Genomic DNA, 17598 nt, shown 5'->3' with positions numbered 1-17598 from the left:
TCAGGAAGCGCGACGCGACAGCCGGGTGATGAGGGCATCCAGCAGATCCCTCAGGCCATGGGGGTTGGGCAGCGCCTGCAGGCTCCGCCGCGCCGAACGCGACGCCCGCTCCACCGCGCGCTCACACGCCGCACGGCCGCCGAAGTGCTCCACCAGCTCCCGCGCACGGGCGAGCGCCGCGTCGTCCTTGCACTCCACCGGCAGCGCCCACAGCTGCTCCAATTCCTCGCGGCCCTCGGGCGTGGCGCGCACGTACGCGGCCACCACCGGGAAGGTGCGCTTGGCCTGCATGAAGTCGCCGTCGGACGCCTTGCCCGCCACGGCCGCGTCGCCGAACAGACCGATGAGGTCGTCGCGCAGCTGGTACGCGAGCCCCACCGAGCGCCCCACCCGCTCCAGGCCCTCCAACAGCCCCGCGTCCGCGCCGCCCAGCATCGCGCCGCACACCAGCGGGGCGCAGAAGCCGTAGCGCGCCGTCTTGAGGTGCGCCACGCGCAGCGTCTGGAAGAGCGTCATCTCCGCCAGCGGCACGCGCGCCAGGTCCAGGTCCAGGTACTGCCCCGCCGCCGTGTGCCGGCACACGCCCAGGTAGTAGCGCGCCACGCTCGACGCTCCCGTCAACCCCGACTCCAGCATCGCCTCCAGCGAGCGCGCGAAGAGGTGGTCCCCCATCACCACCGCCAGGTCCTCGCCCGGACGACCCGGAGCCAGCATCCGGTGCAGCACCGGCCCGCCCCGCCGCAGCTCCGCCTGATCCGCCACGTCGTCGTGGATGAGCAGGAACGTGTGCAAGAGCTCCAGCCCCGCGGCGAAGCGCCACAGCCCCGGCGGCACCGAGGTGCTTCCGCGCGCCAGCCCGTGCCCCGCCAGCACCAGCGCCGGCCTCAGCCGCTTCGCCGGCCGCAGCGCATAGGCCCTCGCCTGCGCCGCCGCGTGTGTCCAACGTGCGTCCAGGGCCTGCTCGTCCGGCAGCTCGAACAGCTGCGCGAGCGCGGCCTCCACCTGCGCCTGCACGAGCTGCAACCAGGCTTGTTCAGGGTGTGCTGCTCCGGCGGAGGTCTGCTGCACGTTGGGAAGCAGGGTGGCCATACAGCGAATCTCCGAAGTCGGGAGCACGGCGGCAGCCTTCTCACCTAGAGGTAGCGTTTGCGTCCAGAGATTGTCAAGGCTATGTCTAAGGTTTTCAAAAACCTTGTACACGGAGGCTCCCTGATGAAGGCGTGGATCGCAGGCGCGTTGACGGTGACCCTGGCGGCGGGGAGCGCGGGTGGCGCCGCCCCGGATCCAGAGCCCGTGGACGCGACGTTAAGCACCAGCAGCGGAGAGAGGGTTCAGCTGGCCCGCTGGCGTGGGAAACCCGTCATCCTCTTCTACGAGGACAAGGACTCCACGACACTCAACGCCCCCCTGAAGGCGGAGCTGTTCACCCGGGGACGCGAGCGCGGCCTTCTGCAGAGCGCGTTCGTGGTCGCGGTGGCCAATCTGGAGAAATACGACTTCTTTCCCGCGCGGGGGATCGCCCTGTCGTACGTGCGTGACGAGGAGAAGAAGGCTGGCGTGCCCATCCTGGTGGACCTGAAGGGCACCCTGGGCCAGGAGCCCTTGAAGCTGCCCACCAAGACGTCCACCGTGATGCTGCTGGACGCGGAGGGCGCGCCGGTCTACCGCCACTCCGGGCGCATGAAGCCGGAGGAGCAGGCCCGCTTCTTCACCGCCCTGAGTGAGCTGGTGGGCCAGGACCTGACCGCTGACCGAGAAAAGGAGGCCCACCCTTGAGGGTGACCTGCACGGGCGCCACCGGCTTCCTCGGTCCAGGCCTTGTCCAAGGTTTGTTGGAGGCCGGCCACACGGTGCACGTGCTCAGCCGGAACGTGGAACACGCGCTCGGCCGGCTGCCCGCCGGAGTCACGGGCTCCTATTTCGATGGGAGCACGCCGCTGTCGCCGGACGCGCTCGCGGGCGCGGAAGGCGTGGTGCACCTGGCCGGGGAGCCGGTGGACCAACGTTGGACGCATGAAGCGAAGCACCGCATCCACCTCAGCCGCGTGGAGGGCACGCGCGTGCTGGTGGAGGCGATGAAGCAGGCAGGCAGCGTGCGGCACCTCGTCTGCGCGTCGGCGGTGGGCTTCTACGGCGGCGCCCGGGCGGGACAGACGCTCACGGAGGAGGACCCGCCCGGCGACGACTTCCTCGCCCACGTGTGCCAGGACTGGGAAGCGCAAGCCCTGCGCGCGGAGGAAGCGGGCATCCGCACCGTGCGCCTGCGCATCGGCGTGGTGCTGCACCCGGCGGGCGGCGTGCTGCACCGGATGCTGCCGGTGTTCCGCATGGGCGCGGGCGCGAAGGTGGGCAACGGCCAGCAGTACGTCAGCTGGGTGCACAGAGAAGACCTCTTCCAGCTGATGCGCTTCGCGCTGGAGCACACCGCGATGTCCGGCCCGGTGAACGCCACGTCACCGGAGCCCGTCACCAACGCGACCTTCGCGCACATGCTGGGCGCGGTGCTGGAGCGGCCCGCGGCGCTGTCGGTGCCGGGGTTGGTCCTCAAGGCGCGCTTCGGGGAGATGGCGCGCGTGGCGCTGGAGGGCCAGCGGGTGATGCCCCGGCGCGCGCTGGAGGCGGGCTTCCAGTTCCGCTACCCCGACCTGACCGGAGCGCTGCGCGACCTGCTGTCGCCCTGAGCGGCCGCAAGCGTGATGTCCGCGGGTGGACGCGGATCCACGTCAGCCACGCTCCCCATCCCAGGCTCCAGGCGCAGTGCATACAGTGCGCGCCACGCATGGACGACACCCGGACGCTGGAAGCCCGCGCACGCAAAGAGGGCACGCCGCTCATCGACGGAGACACCGCCACCTTCGTGTGGAAGGGCCCCCGGCAGGTCTTCCTCCAGGGAGACTTCCAGGACTGGCGCGGCACGCCCCTGCCGCTGGAGCGCGTGGGCAAGGGGCTGTGGGCGCGCTCGCTGGCGCTGCCCGAGGACGCCTACGTCGAATACGCGCTCCAGGACGCGAAGGGCCGCCGCGTGCGCGACGCCTTCAACCCGCGCCGCTCCGACAACGGCTTCGGCGACTTCAACCACTGCTTCTGGATGCCGAAGGGCGAAGCGACGCCGCTGGGCAAGCGCATCCGGAACGTGCCCAGGGGCCGCGTGACACGGCATCAGCTGGCGACGCACGAGTGCGCCGTGGGCAAGAAGCGCGCGGTGGCCCTCTACGCGCCGCCCGTGAAAGGCCCCGTGCCGCTCGTGGTGGTGCTGGACGGCGACGACTACCTCCAGCGCGTCCAGCTGCCCGTGGTGGTGGACAACCTGATCGCCGCGGGCCGCATGCGCCCGGTGGCCATGGCCTTCGTGGCCAACGGCGGCCCGGCCCGCACCCTCGAGTACGCGTGCAGCGAGGCCACCGTCGCCTTCCTGCACCAGCACGTGCTCCCCCTGGCCCGCGAGCACCTGTCGCTGGTGGATGAGCAGCGCACGCCGGGCGCGCACGCGGTGCTGGGCTCGTCGCTGGGCGGCCTCATGGCGCTCTTCGTGGCCCAACGCCTGCCGCACGTCTTCGGCCGCGTCCTGTCCCAGTCCGGCGCCTTCTCCATCGAAGGCACCGACATGGTCGTCTTCGACCTGGCCCGGCGCACCGCCCAGCCGCCCCTCCATGTCTGGATGGACTGCGGCCGCTTCGAGGGCCTCCAGGACGGCAACCAGCGCCTCCTGCCCCTCCTCCAGGCGGCCGGGCACCGCGCCACGTACCGGACCTACAGCGGGGGCCATAATTACCCCGCGTGGCAGACCAGCCTCCCGGCCGGCCTTGAAGAAATCTTCTCGACCCCTGGGTGACGCATCGCGGCGAAGCGCCGGATTTCCGTCCGGGATGAAAGCCCCCTGGAATCAAGGGGTTGGCCGGGAAGGAAGGCGGCCAAGGCCGGATGATCCAGGATTGAGAGGGGGCTCTGACGCGGCATGCGGGCGGCCGGACAGGGCCTGTGGACTGGGGGGCTACGCAACCCTGGGGAAGGACGGCCCGATAACAGATGTAGGTGCGCAACCCGGAGCGAGTACCGCGACGGGCCTTCCCCCGCGCCTGGAGTCCCCTCATGTCTCGCGTCGATGGTGGCAATCGCCCGTCCATTCCCCCGAAGCGCTCGGAGTTCGAGCGGTCCGAGCGGAGCGACGTCACGCGCGACAGCAAGCCGGGAGCCCAGGGCCGGACGCCCGCCAACCCCAACGTGCGCTCCTTCCAGGGCCGCAGCGACTTCGAGCCCGCGCGCCCCACCGCCGGGCGCCCCACGCCTCCGCAGACGCAGGCCGTGAAGGCCCCGCCCTCGCCGGCGGACGCGGAGTCCATCGCCCAGGCGGACATGGAGCTGGGGCTCCTGGAGGAGTTCCCGGACGCGGATGCGCAGAGCGGCATCGCCTCCGCCATGCTGCACGCGCACGCGGACGCGCCCGTGTCGCAGAACCGCATCGTGGAGCGGCTGAAGCAGGACGGCCGCCTGGAGTCGCTCTTCGGCGAGGTCTTCCGCGAGGACAACCCGTACGTGGAGCAGCCGCACAAGAACGCCATCGTGAAGGCGCTCGACACGGCGCTCTCCCGCGGCACGGTGACCGGCGACGACCTGCGCGCCTTCTCCCGTGGCACCTACGCCCAGGAGTGGCAGCAGATCGGCGCCGCGCTGGGCACCCGCAGCAAGTAGCCAGCAGCCGGGCTCCCAGGCTCCAGGCTCCAGGCTCGGAGTTCCCTCGCCGCTTCACGCTTCTTCACGCGCATGCCGGTTGCGCCGTGGCGCGTGCGCGCGAGGATGGGCCTCCCATGGTGGAAAGCCCGTTGCGCATCATCCTGTTCATCCTCCTCGTCAGCGTCGCGTCGGTCTACGTCCACGTCTACCTGTACCGGCGCCTCTTCCGCGACACGTCCACGAACCGCGCCTGGCGCACCGCCGGCAAGGTGCTGCTGACGGCGCTGTGCGTGCCGCTGCTGCTGTCCTGGGTGGTGACGCGCATCATCCCCTCCGCGTTCATCGTCGCCGTGGCCGCGTGGACGTGGATGGGCGTCGCCGTCTACCTGCTGCTCTCCCTGGCGCTGCTGGGCGCGGTGCGCTGGCTCGTGGCGCGCACGCGTGGCCACCGGGGCGTCGCCGCGCCGCTCGCCACGCCCGCGCCGGACCCCGCCACGCCGCCGTCCCTGTCGGACCTGGCCGTCACCGTGCCGCCCCCGCCTCCCGCCGTGCCCCCCGTGGACGAAGCGCGCCGGTTGTTCCTCTCGCGGGCCACCGCGGGCGGCGCGGTGCTCGCGGCGGGCGGCCTCACCGGCTACGGCATGTGGAGCGCCTTCCATCCGCCCGTGGTCAACGAGGTCGCGGTGCGGCTGCCCGGCCTGCCCAAGGCGCTGGATGGCTTCACCCTCGTCCACATGAGCGACATCCACGTGGGCCCCGTCATCCAGCGGCGCTTCATGGACGAGCTGGTGCGGCGGGCCAACGCGCTCAAGCCGGACCTGGTCGCCATCACCGGCGACCTGGTGGACGGCACGGTGGCGGACCTGCGCCACTCCGTCGCCGCGCTCCAGAACCTCCAGGCGCGCGCGGGCACGCACTTCATCACCGGCAACCACGAGTACTACTGGAACGCCAGCACCTGGGCGGACGCGCTCACCGGCCTGGGCGTCACCGTGTTGCGCAATCGTCACGTGACGATTGGCGACGCGGGCGGCGCGTTCGACCTGGTGGGCGTGGACGACTGGTCCATGCGCAACGGGCCCAAGGGCTACAACCTGGACGCCGCCCTCCAGGGCCGGAATCCGGACCACGCCGCGGTGCTGCTCGCACACCAACCATCCAATTGGGATGTCGCCGCGAAGGCGGGCATGGGCTTGCAACTGTCCGGACACACTCACGGCGGGCAGTTCTTCCCGTTCACCGTCGCCGTCTCCGCCATCTGGAAGCACGACGCCGGCCTCTTCCAGGAAGGCGACAACCACCTCTATGTCAGCCGGGGCACCGGTTTCTGGGGCCCACCCCTGCGCGTCGCCGCGCCGTCTGAAATCGTTAAGGTGACGCTCCTGGCGTGAGGTGTAGATTTACCCGGAAATGAGCAAGGAACCAGCGAAGCGCGAAATCAAACAGGAGCGGGCCGCGCGAACGCGGGTCGAAATCCTGGAGGCCGCCATCAATTTGTTCGCTCGGCGGGGCTACCTGTCGACGACGATGTCGGACCTGGCGAAAGCCATCCGGATGACGCCGGGCGCGCTTTACTGGCATTTCCCTACAAAGGAAGACCTGCTCCTGGCGGCCATCGATGAATTGCATCAGCGCTACCTGATGGAGTTCGCGCCGCTGCTCGCCGAGCGCCGCATCCTGTCCGGCCGGGAGCAGCTGGTGTTCGTGGTGTCGCGCACGTCGCAGTTCCTGCGCTACCACCGCGAATACGGCATCTTCTTCGGGATGCTGTCCGCCGAGTCCGCGGAGTCCAACGACCGCGTGGCGGAGGCGCTGCGCGACAAGATCTCCCTCTACGTGGCGGTGCTGGCGGGGATGATCCGCTTCGGCCAGAAGCGCAATGAGTTCCGCCAGGAGGTGGACCCGCTGCACATGGCCCACACGATGATGGGCGGCTACCTGGGCATCCTGCTGCACCACAACCTGTTCCGCGCCGCCGTGAACTACGACCCGCTGATGGCGTCGTTGGATCAGATCCTCTCCGGCGGCCTCCACGTGCGCGGCCCCATGGGCTGATGCGCTGACCCCACCGGGCCGGGCGGCCCGGAAGAACAGACGCCCGGTCCCCCATGTGAGGGGACCGGGCGTTTTTCATTTCAGGGAGGCTTCAGTCCCCGCTCCCCCCGGTGAGGGGAGCGGGGCGGGATGCCGGGACTACGGCATCTCGGTGGGGCTCGACGCGTTCTGCGGCTGACGCGCCGTGCGCTGCACGAAGTCCGCCGCGTTGTCGTCCGTGTCCTGGCCGTTGCCGGCGAGCTCGTCGTCGCCGCCCACGCCCATGGTGGTGGAGGTGGAGGTCGCCCGGGCCTTGCGCTCCAGGCTGCCGCCGGACGCGGGGTGCGCCGGCGCGGCGTGGCCGCCTTCAGGGGCCGCTCCCGTGCCGTAGCCCAGGGTGTCGACGGCGTTCACGTCGACGTCCGCCTCACCGAGGGCGGCCGTTCCGATTCGCACGTGGCCGCCGGCCGTCACGCTGGCGGACGAGTTGAACCCGTACGTCGTATCTCCCTTCACGGTCGCGTCCGTGGGGTAGCCACCACCGACCAGCAGGTAGTAGCCGTGCGCCTTGATGACCGCGCCCGCGGGCAGGGTGTACGTCTGACCGTACTTGGAGGTCGCGCCCGCGGCCCGGTACTGGAGCTTCCAGCCGCTCATGTCGACCACCGCGCTCGTGGGGTTGTAGAGCTCCACGAACTCATCCGTCGCGCTGGCGGAGGTGCCGCCGCAGAACTCGCTGATGACGACGTGGCCCTGCACCGCGGCCACCGTCACGGTCGACTCCTTCGTCACGCCCTGGAAGGACGCGGTGAGCGTGCCGGTGCCCGTCGTCTGCGTGGCGGTGAAGACGACCGTGGCGGTCGTCTGACCCTCCGGCACCGTCACCGTCGAGGCCGACAGCGAGCCCAGCTCCGAGGGCGCGAACGCCACGTCCACGGCCGCGCCGCCCGCGGGGGCCTTGCGGTCCAGCGTGACGGTGAACGTCTGCGTCGTGCCCACCGTCACCGTCGCCGTGCCCGGCGTGACGCTGGCGAGCTTCGCGGGAGGAGGCAGCACGGTCAGCTGCGCCGAGCGCGTGATGCCGTTGAGCGAGGCGGACACCGCGCCCGTCCCCTCTCCCTCCGCGGCGGCGGTGAACGTCACCGTCGCCGTCGTCTCGCCCGCGCCCACCGTCACCGACGTGGCGGACAGCGCGCCGAAGGGCGTGGCCGGCGAGGTCAGCGCCAGCAGCACCTGCACGGGCTCGACCGGAACGGACGCCAGCGTCACCGTGAACACCTGCTGCGCGCCCGCGTTCACCGTGGCGGGGGACGGGGTGAGCGATGCAAGCCGCGGCACATCCGTAATGACGTTCACCGTGGCGCCCAGCCCGCCCGCCGCCACCATGCCGGTCCCGGTGCTGCTCTCATCCACGGTCAGGTCGAAGGTCGCCGTCAGCGCGTCCGCCGTCACGTTCTCGGCCGTGATGGTGCCGAAGCCCGCGGGCGACACGGTCGCGTTCAGCGTCGTTCCCTCCGGCACCGGCCGGTCGAACGTCACGGTGAAGCGCAAGGTGCCGCCGGGCGCCACCGCCGCCGTCGCCGGGGTGAGGTCCGTGGCGATGACCGACTCGCCCGCCCCCAGCACGCGCAGCGCGGTCGTCAGGCTGGACGTGCCCAGCGTCGCGGTGAGGGTCACCGAGGCCGCCGCCGCCTTCGCGTCCAGCGCAACCGTGGCGCTCGTCTGGCCGGCCGGAATCACCATCTGCCCGCCCACCGCGGACAGGGCCGCCGCGTCGCTGGAGGAAATGGTCACGGTGACGTCCACCGGGTAGGCGTTCGCCATCGTCACGGTGAGGGGCTGCGGAATCGCCTGGGTGCCGCCCACGCGCGCGAAGCCGCCGGACGCGAAGGCCGTCAGCGCCGGCAGGGGCGGCAGCGGGATGACCATGTCGGCCGCGCTCCGGGGCAGGACCTTGTGGTCGCTGAAGCCGAACGTGAGCACGCCGCGCAGCGTGATGTACTCCGTGCCCAGCACCTGCGTGGGATAGGCGAAGGCCTGGTCGTCCACCATCAGGCCCGAGGACGCCGGAGTGCCGGCCTTGTTCTCGTCCACGATGAACTCGCGGTTGGTGTTCTCCAGGCGGGTGGTGAAGACGTTGCGGACCTCCACCAGCGCGCCCTCCAGCGCCTTCGCCTTCGGGCCATTGGTGCGGATGTCCTCCGTGCGCACCACCACCGGAGCCGGCAGCGGGTTGGCCGCGCTGTGCTTCGTCACCTTGCCGTCAGTCACCTCCAGCAGGCCGAAGTAGTCCTTCAGCAGGCCCTCCACGCGGATGTTGTCGCCCACCGCGACGTCGGCCTTGGGGCTGTAGATGAAGAGGCCGGAGTTCTCCGCGCCCTTGCCCGCCGGGTAGTTCGCCACCTGCACCCAGTAGCCATTGGCCGCCTTCGCATCCACCGCGGTCACCACCACGTCGTCCACCGCCACCTTGGAGCCCACCAGCGACTGGTTGCCGAAGCGGGGCGTCACCTTCACGTCGTAGACGGTGGTGGCGCACGCGGCGCCGGCGGGGTTGGCCACCGGGCACGCGTCGCACGCATCGCCCACGCCGTCGCCGTCCGTGTCCTTCTGGTCCGGGTTGGCCACGAGCGGGCAGTTGTCGGTGGCGCTGGTGATGCCGTCGTAGTCGAAGTCGGAGGGGTCCGCGACCGAGCACGTGGCCGCGTCATTCGGGCAGCCGTCGCACAGGTCGCCCTTGCCGTCGCCGTCCGTGTCCTTCTGGTCCGCGTTGGCCACGAAGGGGCAGTTGTCCTTCCAGGTGGCCACGCCGTCGTGGTCGTCGTCATCGCCGCGGAAGGCCTGGCACGCGGTGGTGCCGGCCTCCAGGGGGCACGGGTCACACGCGTCACCCACGCCGTCGCCATCCGTGTCCAGCTGCCGCCCGTTGTCCATGGGACGCACGGGGTTGAAGATGGCGGGGCAGTTGTCGATGGAATCCTCGATGCCGTCCGCGTCCGCGTCCGCCGCGCTCGACACGCCCGTGTAGACAGTGGAGCCGTTGACGGCGGCCGCCGGGAAGCTGGTGTTCACCGCGCTGCGAGAAGGCTCGCAGGTGGGCTCGTTCTGCGGGGTGCCGCACGCGAACAGCGGGTAGAGGCCCTGGGTGTCCGGGGAGCCCTGGAACTCCGCCAGCGTCTTGCCAATCTCCGACTTCACGCACGCGGCCTTCTGGGTGCCGCACACGTCCAGCGCGTCACAGGCGTCCGTGCCCTTGAGGCCGTCCACCAGCGCCTGGTCACCGAAGAGCGGCTTGCCGCCGCGCACCGTCAGCACCACGTCCTGCGGCTGCGCGGTGATGACCGCGCGGAACGGCGAGGCAGCGTTCGCGCCCACGCGGAAGATGGCCAGGTCCGCCATCTTGCCCGGGGCGATGCGGCCCACGCGCTCGTAGACGTCCACCACGTCCGCGGCGTTGGCCGTGACCATGCGCCACAGGTCCTCGTCCGTGAAGGTGTTGGCGTAGCGCGTGGTGTTGAGGTGGTCCGCGCAGGCCAGCTCGCGCAGGATGTTCATGGAGCCGGAGCGGATCCAGTCGGTCCCCAGGGAGATGGAGGCGCCCATCCGCTTGTAGGTCGTCACCATCGCCGTGTCGCCGTACAGCGAGATGTTGGAGCGCGGCGACCAGACCAGGCCCGTGCCGTGCGCCACCATCTGCGAAATCTCCACCGCGGTGAGGCCCACGCCGTGGATGATGGCCGAGCGCGGGAACAGCACGTTGCCGGCGCCCGTGGACAGGCAGCGGAACTCGTTCTGCGCCGTGGACGCGATGCCCTCCGCGATGTGCGGCAGGTACGCGGACGTGCGGCCGGTGATGGTCGCCGAGGACGGGAACGAGGAGTAGGAGCAGGAATCCGTCAGCGTGGTGCCGTTGCTGTCACCCAGCGGGAAGGTGTCCGAGTCCGCGTACGGCTCGGCCAGGCCCTCCTGCTGAGCGGCGGCGGACACGTCCAGGTTGCGCAGGAAACCGAGCTGCCCGCCCGCGCCCGCGATGGAGGTGGTGCCCGCCATCACCTGGCGCAATTCCGACCAGCGGATCGCGTCCGCCTTCGGGTTGGCCTTGTTGTCCAGCGCGGTGTGATTGTTCTTGCCCGTGCGCCAGTCGTGGCGGTGCTCGTAGCGCTCCACGCTGGTGCCCGCCAGCGGCGAGCCCGGGTAGGTGATGTGGTCGTGCGGGTTGATGAGTCCCGGGGAGATGACGCCCGTGGGGCACGTCACCACCGTGGCCTCCGCGGCGCCGGCCGCCTTCGAGCAGTCACACTCGGAGCAGGTGATGACGCCCTGGGCGTCCACCAGCACCTGGCCGCCCACCAGCGTCTGGCCGTCCTTGAGCACGATGCCCGTGAAGAGCTTGCCCGCCGTGCCCGCCTTCGTCACCTCACAGGTGGCGCCGTTCGCCAGCGGCGCGGGAGGCGTGGCCCAACACTGAACCGTCTGGGTGGTCGTGACGGTACAGTCCGCCTCACACCCGTCTCCACCCGTGGTGTTGCCGTCGTCGCACGCCTCCGTGGGTGCCTTGACGCCGTCACCACACTTCGTACCCGGGAGGGTGCAGTTCGCTTCGCACCCGTCTCCACCCTGGGTGTTGCCGTCATCGCACTGCTCGGCGCCTTCCCTCTTTCCGTCACCACAGACCGCATTGACCTCTGGATCTGAACTGCAGGCACTGCCCAACAGAAGGACCGCGCCCAGGGCGGCCAGCAATAAACGGGGGGAGCTGCGCATGAAGCCTCCTGCCCGAAGGCAGTGCCGTGAAGAAAGAACGGGTGCGACGAGGAAAGCCCCCCGTGCCTCGCATGCCGCCTGGGACGGGGGTGCAACATTTCAGCGATACCTGACCCCTGAAGTCCACTTCGTGGGGCTCCAAGGGCCTTCCGTGTGGCGGAAGGTATGGTAGGAGCACACCCAACGTGTGGGGGAGCAGGCGGATGACGCGTCCTGCCACGTTCTAGAGTGGGGGGACATGATTACCCGGAATCCATCCAGCACCGTGTCGCGCTTCCTGGACTCGCATCTGCGGCGGGACGCGCAGGCCCGGGAGCTGTCCGTGGCGCGCTTCATGAGCATCCTGTCCGCCATCTGCGTGGTGGTGGCCGCGGCGCTGGGGCCCGCGATGGGCTGGGACCTGACGCTGGCGCTGATGGGGCTGTCCGCGGTGCTGTCGGGTTATTACGGCTGCATGTGGTGGGTGTTGCGCTCCGGCGCGTTCCACCCGGCCATCCCGTGGCTGAACGTCTTCATTGAAGTGAGCATCCCGGCGGTGGTGCTGGCGTTCGACCTGCACTTCAAGGGTCCCGTCTACGCGCTCACCGCGCCCACGCTGGTCATCTGGGGCACGCTGGTGACGCTGGCGGGCCTGCGCAGCAACCCGCGCCTGGGGCTGGCCGCGGGCGCGCTGGTGGCGGCGGAGTACCTGGGGCTCTACTTCGGCTTCGTGCGGCCGCTGTTGCCAGAGGAGCCGCTCGTCACGCTGGGGCCGCTGTTCATCTGCGTGCGCGCGTTCTTCTTCGTGGCCACCGGCGCGCTGACGGCGACGCTGGCGCGGCACTTCCTGGAGCGCACGCGGAGCGCGCTCGCGGCGCTGCGCGAACAGGAGGTCATGGGCAAGTACGTGCTGCATGAGCGCGTGGGCGCGGGCGGCATGGCGGAGGTGTACCGGGCCACGTACTCGCCGGAGGGCGGCTTCGAGAAGCAGGTGGCCTTGAAGCGCATCCTGCCGTCGTACGCGGACGACGCGGCGTTCGTGACCATGTTCCGGCGCGAGGCGGAGCTGTGCTCGTCGCTCTACCACCCCAACATCGTCCAGGTGTTCGACCTGGGCCGCCACGGCGGCACCTACTTCCTGGCCATGGAGTACGTGGACGGGCTGCCCCTGAGCGCGCTGCTCAAGCCGCAGAACCGCCGGCCGCTGCCCGTGTCCGCCGCGACGTTCCTGGCCGCGGAGCTGGCGGGCGCGCTGGACTACCTGCACCGGCGCACCAGCGCGGACGGCGTGCCCCTGCGGCTGGTCCACCGCGACCTGAACCCGCCCAACATCCTGGTGTCTCGCATTGGCGAGGTGAAGCTGTCGGACTTCGGCATCGCGCGGGACGCGATGCGCGCGAACCTCACGGTGGCCGGCAGCGTGCGCGGCAAGCTGGGCTACATGGCGCCGGAGCAGGCCATGGGCAAGGACATCGACGGGAGAGCGGACCTCTTCGCCCTGGGGCTCACGCTGCATGAAGCCCTCACCGGCCGGCGCGCGCTGAGCGGCCACTCGGAGGAGGTGCTGCTGCGCGCGGCGGTGGACCAGGAGGTCGTCCCGCCCTCGCAGCTCAACCCCGCGGTGCCGCTGGCGTTGGACCTCATCGTCATGCAGCTGCTCCAGAAGGACCCGGAGAAGCGCACGCCCAACGGCGCGGCGCTGCGGCAGCAGTTGCTGGCGCTGGACGGCCCCGCGGCCCCCTTCCCTCACGGCCAGGGAGAGCTGGGGCGGGTGGCGCGCGAGGCGAAGGCGCTGACAGAGCAGCTGACGCAGGAGACCGTGGAGACGGCGGCCGTGGGGAAGCCATCCCTCGCGCGCCTGGCGTGACGCGGGGCGTGGCTGCACGGGGCACGGGAGCGCGTTAGAACGCGGCGCGTTTCCCGTCGCCTGGAGCCCGCCGCCTTGGACATCGCCGTCATCACCTACGCCGGACTGCCACAGATGAACCCGCTGGACGCGCCGCTGGTGCCCGCGCTGCGGGCGCTGGGCCTGGACGCGCGGCCGGTCATCTGGGACGACCCCTCCGTGGACTGGAGCCGCGTCCGCGCGGCGGTGGTGCGCAACGCCTGGGACAGCCACCTGCGCCGCGAGGAGTTCCTCGCCTGGGCGGACCGCGTGGGCAGCGTCACGCGCCTGTTCAACCCGGCGGACGTGCTCCGATGGAACACGCACAAGGGCTATCTGAAGACGCTGGAGGCGCGCGGCCTGCCGCTGACGCCCACCGTCTGGGTGCCGCCCGGCGGGACGCTGGATGTGGCGGCGACGGCGCGCGAGCGCGGCTGGGACGCGGTGGTGCTCAAGCCCGCGGTGGCGGCGGGCGGGCTCAAGGTCTTCATCGTCCGGCGCGAGCAGTGGGACGACGCGAGCGCGAAGGTGGCGGAGCTGGCGAAGGAGGGCGACGTGATGGTGCAGCCCTACCTGCGCGCCTTCGAGACGGAGGGCGAGCGCTCGTACATCTTCTTCAACGGCGTCTTCAGCCACGCGGTGCGCCGCCCGCCCACGCTGACCACCGCGCCCCGGGGCTTCGCGGAGCCGCACGGCTTCACGCCGGACAACGCGGCGGAGCAGCAGCTGGCGCACGAGGTGATGGAGGCGTCCGGGGGCGCTCGGCTGCTGTACGCGCGCGTGGACGTGGCCACGGACAACGAAGGGCGCACCCGGCTGCAGGAGGTGGAGGTGACGGAGCCGTGCCTCTTCCTGCCCATGGACGAGGGCGCGGCGGAGCGGATGGCCAAGGCCGTCGTTGCCCGGTTGTAGCCTTTCGGGTGGGCCCATTCGCCCACTCGTGGACACCTGGGAAGCCGTCAGGGCGACGCGAAAGCGGCGGATGGGGTTATGAATGGGCCATGCGAGCCCTGTTGCTCTCGCTGCTCATCCGGCAGCACATGGCACTCAAAGAGAAGTTCAACGCCAAGTACCCGCACGCGTGGCTGGTGTGGGAGGCGGGCGCGTGGAACGTCCCCGAGGAGCAGAACGTGGCGGCCACGCGGCTGCCCATGATGGACCTGCGCGACTGCCTGCCCGCGGGCGACGCGCTGTGCTTCGAGCTGATGGGGGTGGCGGACCGCGGCCCCCTGAAGCTGGGGCGCGCGTCGCACAACACCTTCGTGGTGAATGACGCCACGGTGTCGCGCGAGCAGTTCGCCCTGCACCCCGCGCCGGACGGCGGCTGGAAGGTGGAGCGGCTGGCGCAGTCCCGGCCGGTGACGGTGAACGGCGAGGCGCTGGAGGCGGAACAACCGCGCCTCCTGAGCACGGGCGACGAGCTGAAGGTGGGCGACGTGCGCCTCACCTTCCACGACGCCCCGTCGTTCCACGCGCGCATCGGCCACATCGCCGCGCAGGTGCTGGCGCAGGCCGCCGCACCGCCACCGACGCAGCGCTGAGGCACGCGCGGGCTGCCGCGCAGATGCTGGCGCAGGCCGCCGCACCGCCACCGACGCAGGGCTGATGCCTGCGCGGGCCGCCTCGCCGCGCGGAGTCCTGCGCGAACCGCCTCGCCAGGCGGAGGCCACGCGGGCTGCATTGCCCGCGCCGCGGAAGCGTGTCGTGAACGTCCGGGCGGCGTTGGAAGCCGCCTACCGCCCCACGGTGCCGAGCGTCGTGTCCCGGGGATTCGGCGCCGTGGCGACCCACACCGCGCCGCCCGCGAGCAGCGCCACCGCGCCCGCGCCCGCCCAGACGTACCAGCGGCGCGTCCACGGCTTGGAGGCGCCCGCCTCCGTCTTCACGGACGCGTCCGGCACCTGCATGGCCAGGGCTTCCGAGGCCCCGTTCTTCTCCGGCGCGGCGGACGGATTCGCGGCGAGCCTCGCCTCGTTGGCGCGCGCCTCCGCCAGCGCGGCCTGCTCCCGCGCCTTCTGGAGCTCGCGGTCCCTGGCGAAGCGCTCGCGCTCCCGGCGCTGCTCTTCCTGGACACGCGCCTTCGCGTCCATCTCCGCGACGAGCTCGCGCACCACGTCCGCGTTGGCCGGCTCCCCCTGCGACAGCGACAGGTAGCGCCGGTAGAAGAAGGACGCGCGCGACGGGTTGTTCAGCTGCCGGTGGCACTGCGCGATGTTGAAGAGGAACGCGGGCAGCGGCTTGAGGCGGTACGCCTCGCTGAAGGCCTTGAGCGCCCGGTCGAACTCGCCCAGGTCGTACGCCAGGTTGCCCTCGGAGAACTTCTCCCGCGCCGGGTCGTCCGCGGCGGTCGCCGTCGTCTCCGCCGCCACCGCCGGGAACGGCGTCCCGAGCGCGAGCGCGAGTGCCAGGCTCAGGGCCTTGCGCTCACTGCGACGCGAACGGATCAATGACCGCATCCCGGCTTCCTCCCTTGCGGCCCGGCGCACGCGCGGGGGCACGACGCGGCCCCGCGCTCGCCTTCACGAGCGGCACGGACAGCTCCGCGGCGGCGGCATCCTGCTTCAGCTCCACCGCCCGCTCCAGTGGCACGTAGCCCGTGAGCTCCACGCGCAGCTGCGGCGGCACGGCCTTCCGGCTCAGCGCCTTCGTCAGCGGCGTGACGCCCAGCTCCTCGCCGGTGTCCACGCGCACCACCTTCGCGCCCGGCGGCGACGAGTGCACCGTGAGGGTCACCGGATCCGCCGCGCCCGCCACCGGCGTCCCCTCGGCGGCCAACTCCGTGACGGACGCCACCGCCACCGGAGCCTGCCCGGCATGGGAGGCGCGCATCGAGTGCAGCCCCTTCCACGTCGTGATGCCGGACACCAGCGCGAGCGCCGCCAACCCCACGGACACCTGGAGCCGTCGGGAGCGCAGGAGGCCCGGCACCCGCATGCGCAGGGTGGGCCGCTCCGCCTCCTCCACGACCAGCGCCTCCGTGCGCGGCTCCGGGGCCGGCGCGGTGGGCATCATCAACAGCGCCGTGGTGACCTCCGCCAGCTGCTGGGGCCGCCCTTCCGGCTCCTTCGCCAGGCAGCGCATCACCAGGGCCGCCAGCTCCGGCGGCACGCGCTCGCCCGAAGGCAGGTGCGACGGCAGCGGCGGCGGCGGCTGGGTGATGATCTGCACCACCAGCTGCCCGAAGGCCGACGCCTGGAAGGGCGGGTGGCCGGAGAGCATCTCGTAGAGGATGTTGCCCACCGCGTAGATGTCCGCGCGCCCGTCCACCGGCAGCCCCGCGGCCTGCTCCGGCGCCATGTACGCGGGCGTGCCGATGATGGTCCCGTCCAGCGTGCCGGTGAGGCTCACGCCCGTCTGCGTGGTGATGAGCTTCGCCACGCCGAAGTCCAGCACCTTCACGAAGTCCCGCTGCCCGGAGCGCTGCGTGATGAAGAGGTTGTCCGGCTTGATGTCCCGGTGCACCACGCCCACCTGATGGGCCGCGCCCAGCGCCGCGCACACCTGCACGCCCATGCGCTGCACGCGCTCCAGCGTCAGCCCCTCTTCCTTCAAGAGCGCCGCCAGGCTCTGCCCGCGCAGGAGCTCCATCACGCAGTAGACGTGCCCGTCGGGCGACTCGTCCACGAAGTCGAAGACCTCCACGATGTGCTCGTGGTTGATCTGATTGACGGTGCGCGCCTCCTGGAAGAAGCGCTGCACGAACGAGCTGTCCCGCGCGTGCTCCGGCTTGAGCACCTTGAGCGCCACCTGGCGCCCCAGCCGCACGTGCCGCGCCTGGAAGACCCGGCCCATGGACCCTTCGCCCAGCAGCTTCTCCAGCTGGTAGTTGCCCAGCACCGCGCCTTCCTGCGCTTCCTGTCCGACCGGCGACATCACGACCGGCGCTCCGCCACCGTCGGTCACGGCGTCACCCGATTCGGACAGGACTGTGTGTGCGAAGAGGTCGTCGGTGCCCATGGGGGGATCAGGTTTCCATGCCCGGGCGACCCTGCAACCCACGGGAGGGCATCAATCGCGCGCGAAGCGGAAAAACTTTCGACACGTGACGATTCACCCGCCGTGTACCGGATGGACGGGTGGCATGTACGGCGGCCACACACCTTGAGTCCACGGACATTGAAATACTTCTCCATACAGCCCACTCCCGTCCAAATCCCCCAGCGCGCGATGGTCGCCGCTTGGATGCGGCGGGTCAACGTGGGCGGAGGTCGTCAGGCACCGGGGGGCACGCGGAGTGTTCCCGTTCGTGTTCCCGCTGCGCGAAG

The 17598-nt window shown here is 71.1% G+C and carries 13 protein-coding genes; 9 read left to right on the top strand and 4 right to left on the bottom strand.

What is annotated here, in order from left to right; genetic code table 11:
* Positions 1-1089: a polyprenyl synthetase family protein gene (locus tag D7Y15_RS27945; protein WP_120579815.1), complete on the bottom strand. Its 1089-nt coding sequence runs from the start codon at positions 1087-1089 to the stop codon at positions 1-3.
* A 123-nt stretch (positions 1090-1212) separates the two neighbouring features.
* Here D7Y15_RS27945 and D7Y15_RS27940 point away from each other — a divergent pair, with 123 nt between their 5' ends.
* The 6 genes from D7Y15_RS27940 (at position 1213) to D7Y15_RS27915 (ending at position 6726) form a co-directional block, all read left to right on the top strand.
* Positions 1213-1776, top strand: a complete 564-nt coding sequence (locus tag D7Y15_RS27940; RefSeq protein ID WP_169819896.1) for a hypothetical protein — start codon at positions 1213-1215, stop codon at positions 1774-1776.
* Positions 1773-2681, top strand: coding sequence for a TIGR01777 family oxidoreductase (locus tag D7Y15_RS27935; RefSeq protein WP_121754482.1), 909 nt, complete (start codon positions 1773-1775; stop codon positions 2679-2681). The genes D7Y15_RS27940 and D7Y15_RS27935 overlap by 4 nt, the downstream gene beginning before the upstream one ends.
* Positions 2682-2779: 98 nt before the next feature.
* Positions 2780-3832, top strand: coding sequence for an alpha/beta hydrolase-fold protein (locus D7Y15_RS27930; RefSeq protein ID WP_121754481.1), 1053 nt, complete (start codon positions 2780-2782; stop codon positions 3830-3832).
* A gap of 257 nt (positions 3833-4089) precedes the next feature.
* The gene (locus D7Y15_RS27925) at positions 4090-4689 is read left to right on the top strand and encodes a hypothetical protein (RefSeq protein ID WP_120596458.1); all 600 of its coding nucleotides are present in this window, start codon (positions 4090-4092) and stop codon (positions 4687-4689) included.
* 116 nt (positions 4690-4805) lie between these two features.
* Entirely contained in the window at positions 4806-6062 is a 1257-nt protein-coding gene (locus tag D7Y15_RS27920) for a metallophosphoesterase (RefSeq protein WP_120579820.1), read from the top strand.
* Positions 6063-6081: 19 nt separating this feature from the next.
* Entirely contained in the window at positions 6082-6726 is a 645-nt protein-coding gene (locus tag D7Y15_RS27915; protein ID WP_120579821.1) for a TetR/AcrR family transcriptional regulator, read from the top strand.
* 138 nt (positions 6727-6864) lie between these two features.
* Here the strand turns inward: D7Y15_RS27915 and D7Y15_RS27910 are convergent, their stop codons facing one another.
* Positions 6865-11469, bottom strand: coding sequence for a lamin tail domain-containing protein (locus tag D7Y15_RS27910; protein WP_121754480.1), 4605 nt, complete (start codon positions 11467-11469; stop codon positions 6865-6867).
* A 238-nt stretch (positions 11470-11707) separates the two neighbouring features.
* On the opposite strand from D7Y15_RS27910, the gene D7Y15_RS27905 reads away from it, so the two are divergent.
* The 3 genes from D7Y15_RS27905 to D7Y15_RS27895 all read left to right on the top strand — a co-directional run bounded on the left by D7Y15_RS27905 (position 11708) and on the right by D7Y15_RS27895 (position 14874).
* Entirely contained in the window at positions 11708-13315 is a 1608-nt protein-coding gene (locus tag D7Y15_RS27905) for a serine/threonine-protein kinase (protein WP_121754479.1), read from the top strand.
* Between the two features lie 75 nt (positions 13316-13390).
* Entirely contained in the window at positions 13391-14245 is an 855-nt protein-coding gene (locus D7Y15_RS27900) for a RimK family alpha-L-glutamate ligase (protein WP_121754478.1), read from the top strand.
* An 89-nt stretch (positions 14246-14334) separates the two neighbouring features.
* The gene (locus D7Y15_RS27895; RefSeq protein ID WP_121754477.1) at positions 14335-14874 is read left to right on the top strand and encodes an FHA domain-containing protein; all 540 of its coding nucleotides are present in this window, start codon (positions 14335-14337) and stop codon (positions 14872-14874) included.
* 192 nt (positions 14875-15066) lie between these two features.
* On the opposite strand, the gene D7Y15_RS44295 is transcribed toward D7Y15_RS27895, so the two are convergent.
* Both D7Y15_RS44295 and D7Y15_RS27880 read right to left on the bottom strand, forming a co-directional pair.
* On the bottom strand, positions 15067-15789 hold the full coding sequence (locus D7Y15_RS44295) for a tetratricopeptide repeat protein (protein ID WP_126935817.1): 723 nt from the start codon (positions 15787-15789) through the stop codon (positions 15067-15069).
* Positions 15758-17290, bottom strand: coding sequence for a serine/threonine-protein kinase (locus D7Y15_RS27880; RefSeq protein WP_120579827.1), 1533 nt, complete (start codon positions 17288-17290; stop codon positions 15758-15760). The genes D7Y15_RS44295 and D7Y15_RS27880 overlap by 32 nt, the downstream gene beginning before the upstream one ends.
* Between the last annotated feature and the right edge of the window lie 308 nt (positions 17291-17598).

Origin of the sequence: Corallococcus sp. AB030, assembly GCF_003668965.1 — a bacterium.
GTDB classification, from domain to species: Bacteria; Myxococcota; Myxococcia; order Myxococcales; family Myxococcaceae; genus Corallococcus; species Corallococcus exiguus.
The sequence above is the reverse complement of the archived record's forward strand: the minus strand, read 5'-3'. Positions and strand labels throughout refer to the sequence as shown.

Coding starts and splice junctions, on each gene's coding strand:
- D7Y15_RS27915 (WP_120579821.1), top strand. CDS start 6,082: ATGAGCAAGGAACCAGCGAAGCGCGAAATCAAACAGGAGCGGGCCGCG.
- D7Y15_RS27880 (WP_120579827.1), bottom strand. CDS start 17,290: ATGGGCACCGACGACCTCTTCGCACACACAGTCCTGTCCGAATCGGGT.
- D7Y15_RS27940 (WP_169819896.1), top strand. CDS start 1,213: ATGAAGGCGTGGATCGCAGGCGCGTTGACGGTGACCCTGGCGGCGGGG.
- D7Y15_RS27930 (WP_121754481.1), top strand. CDS start 2,780: ATGGACGACACCCGGACGCTGGAAGCCCGCGCACGCAAAGAGGGCACG.
- D7Y15_RS27910 (WP_121754480.1), bottom strand. CDS start 11,469: ATGCGCAGCTCCCCCCGTTTATTGCTGGCCGCCCTGGGCGCGGTCCTT.
- D7Y15_RS27925 (WP_120596458.1), top strand. CDS start 4,090: ATGTCTCGCGTCGATGGTGGCAATCGCCCGTCCATTCCCCCGAAGCGC.
- D7Y15_RS27895 (WP_121754477.1), top strand. CDS start 14,335: ATGCGAGCCCTGTTGCTCTCGCTGCTCATCCGGCAGCACATGGCACTC.
- D7Y15_RS44295 (WP_126935817.1), bottom strand. CDS start 15,789: ATGCGGTCATTGATCCGTTCGCGTCGCAGTGAGCGCAAGGCCCTGAGC.
- D7Y15_RS27920 (WP_120579820.1), top strand. CDS start 4,806: ATGGTGGAAAGCCCGTTGCGCATCATCCTGTTCATCCTCCTCGTCAGC.
- D7Y15_RS27945 (WP_120579815.1), bottom strand. CDS start 1,089: ATGGCCACCCTGCTTCCCAACGTGCAGCAGACCTCCGCCGGAGCAGCA.
- D7Y15_RS27905 (WP_121754479.1), top strand. CDS start 11,708: ATGATTACCCGGAATCCATCCAGCACCGTGTCGCGCTTCCTGGACTCG.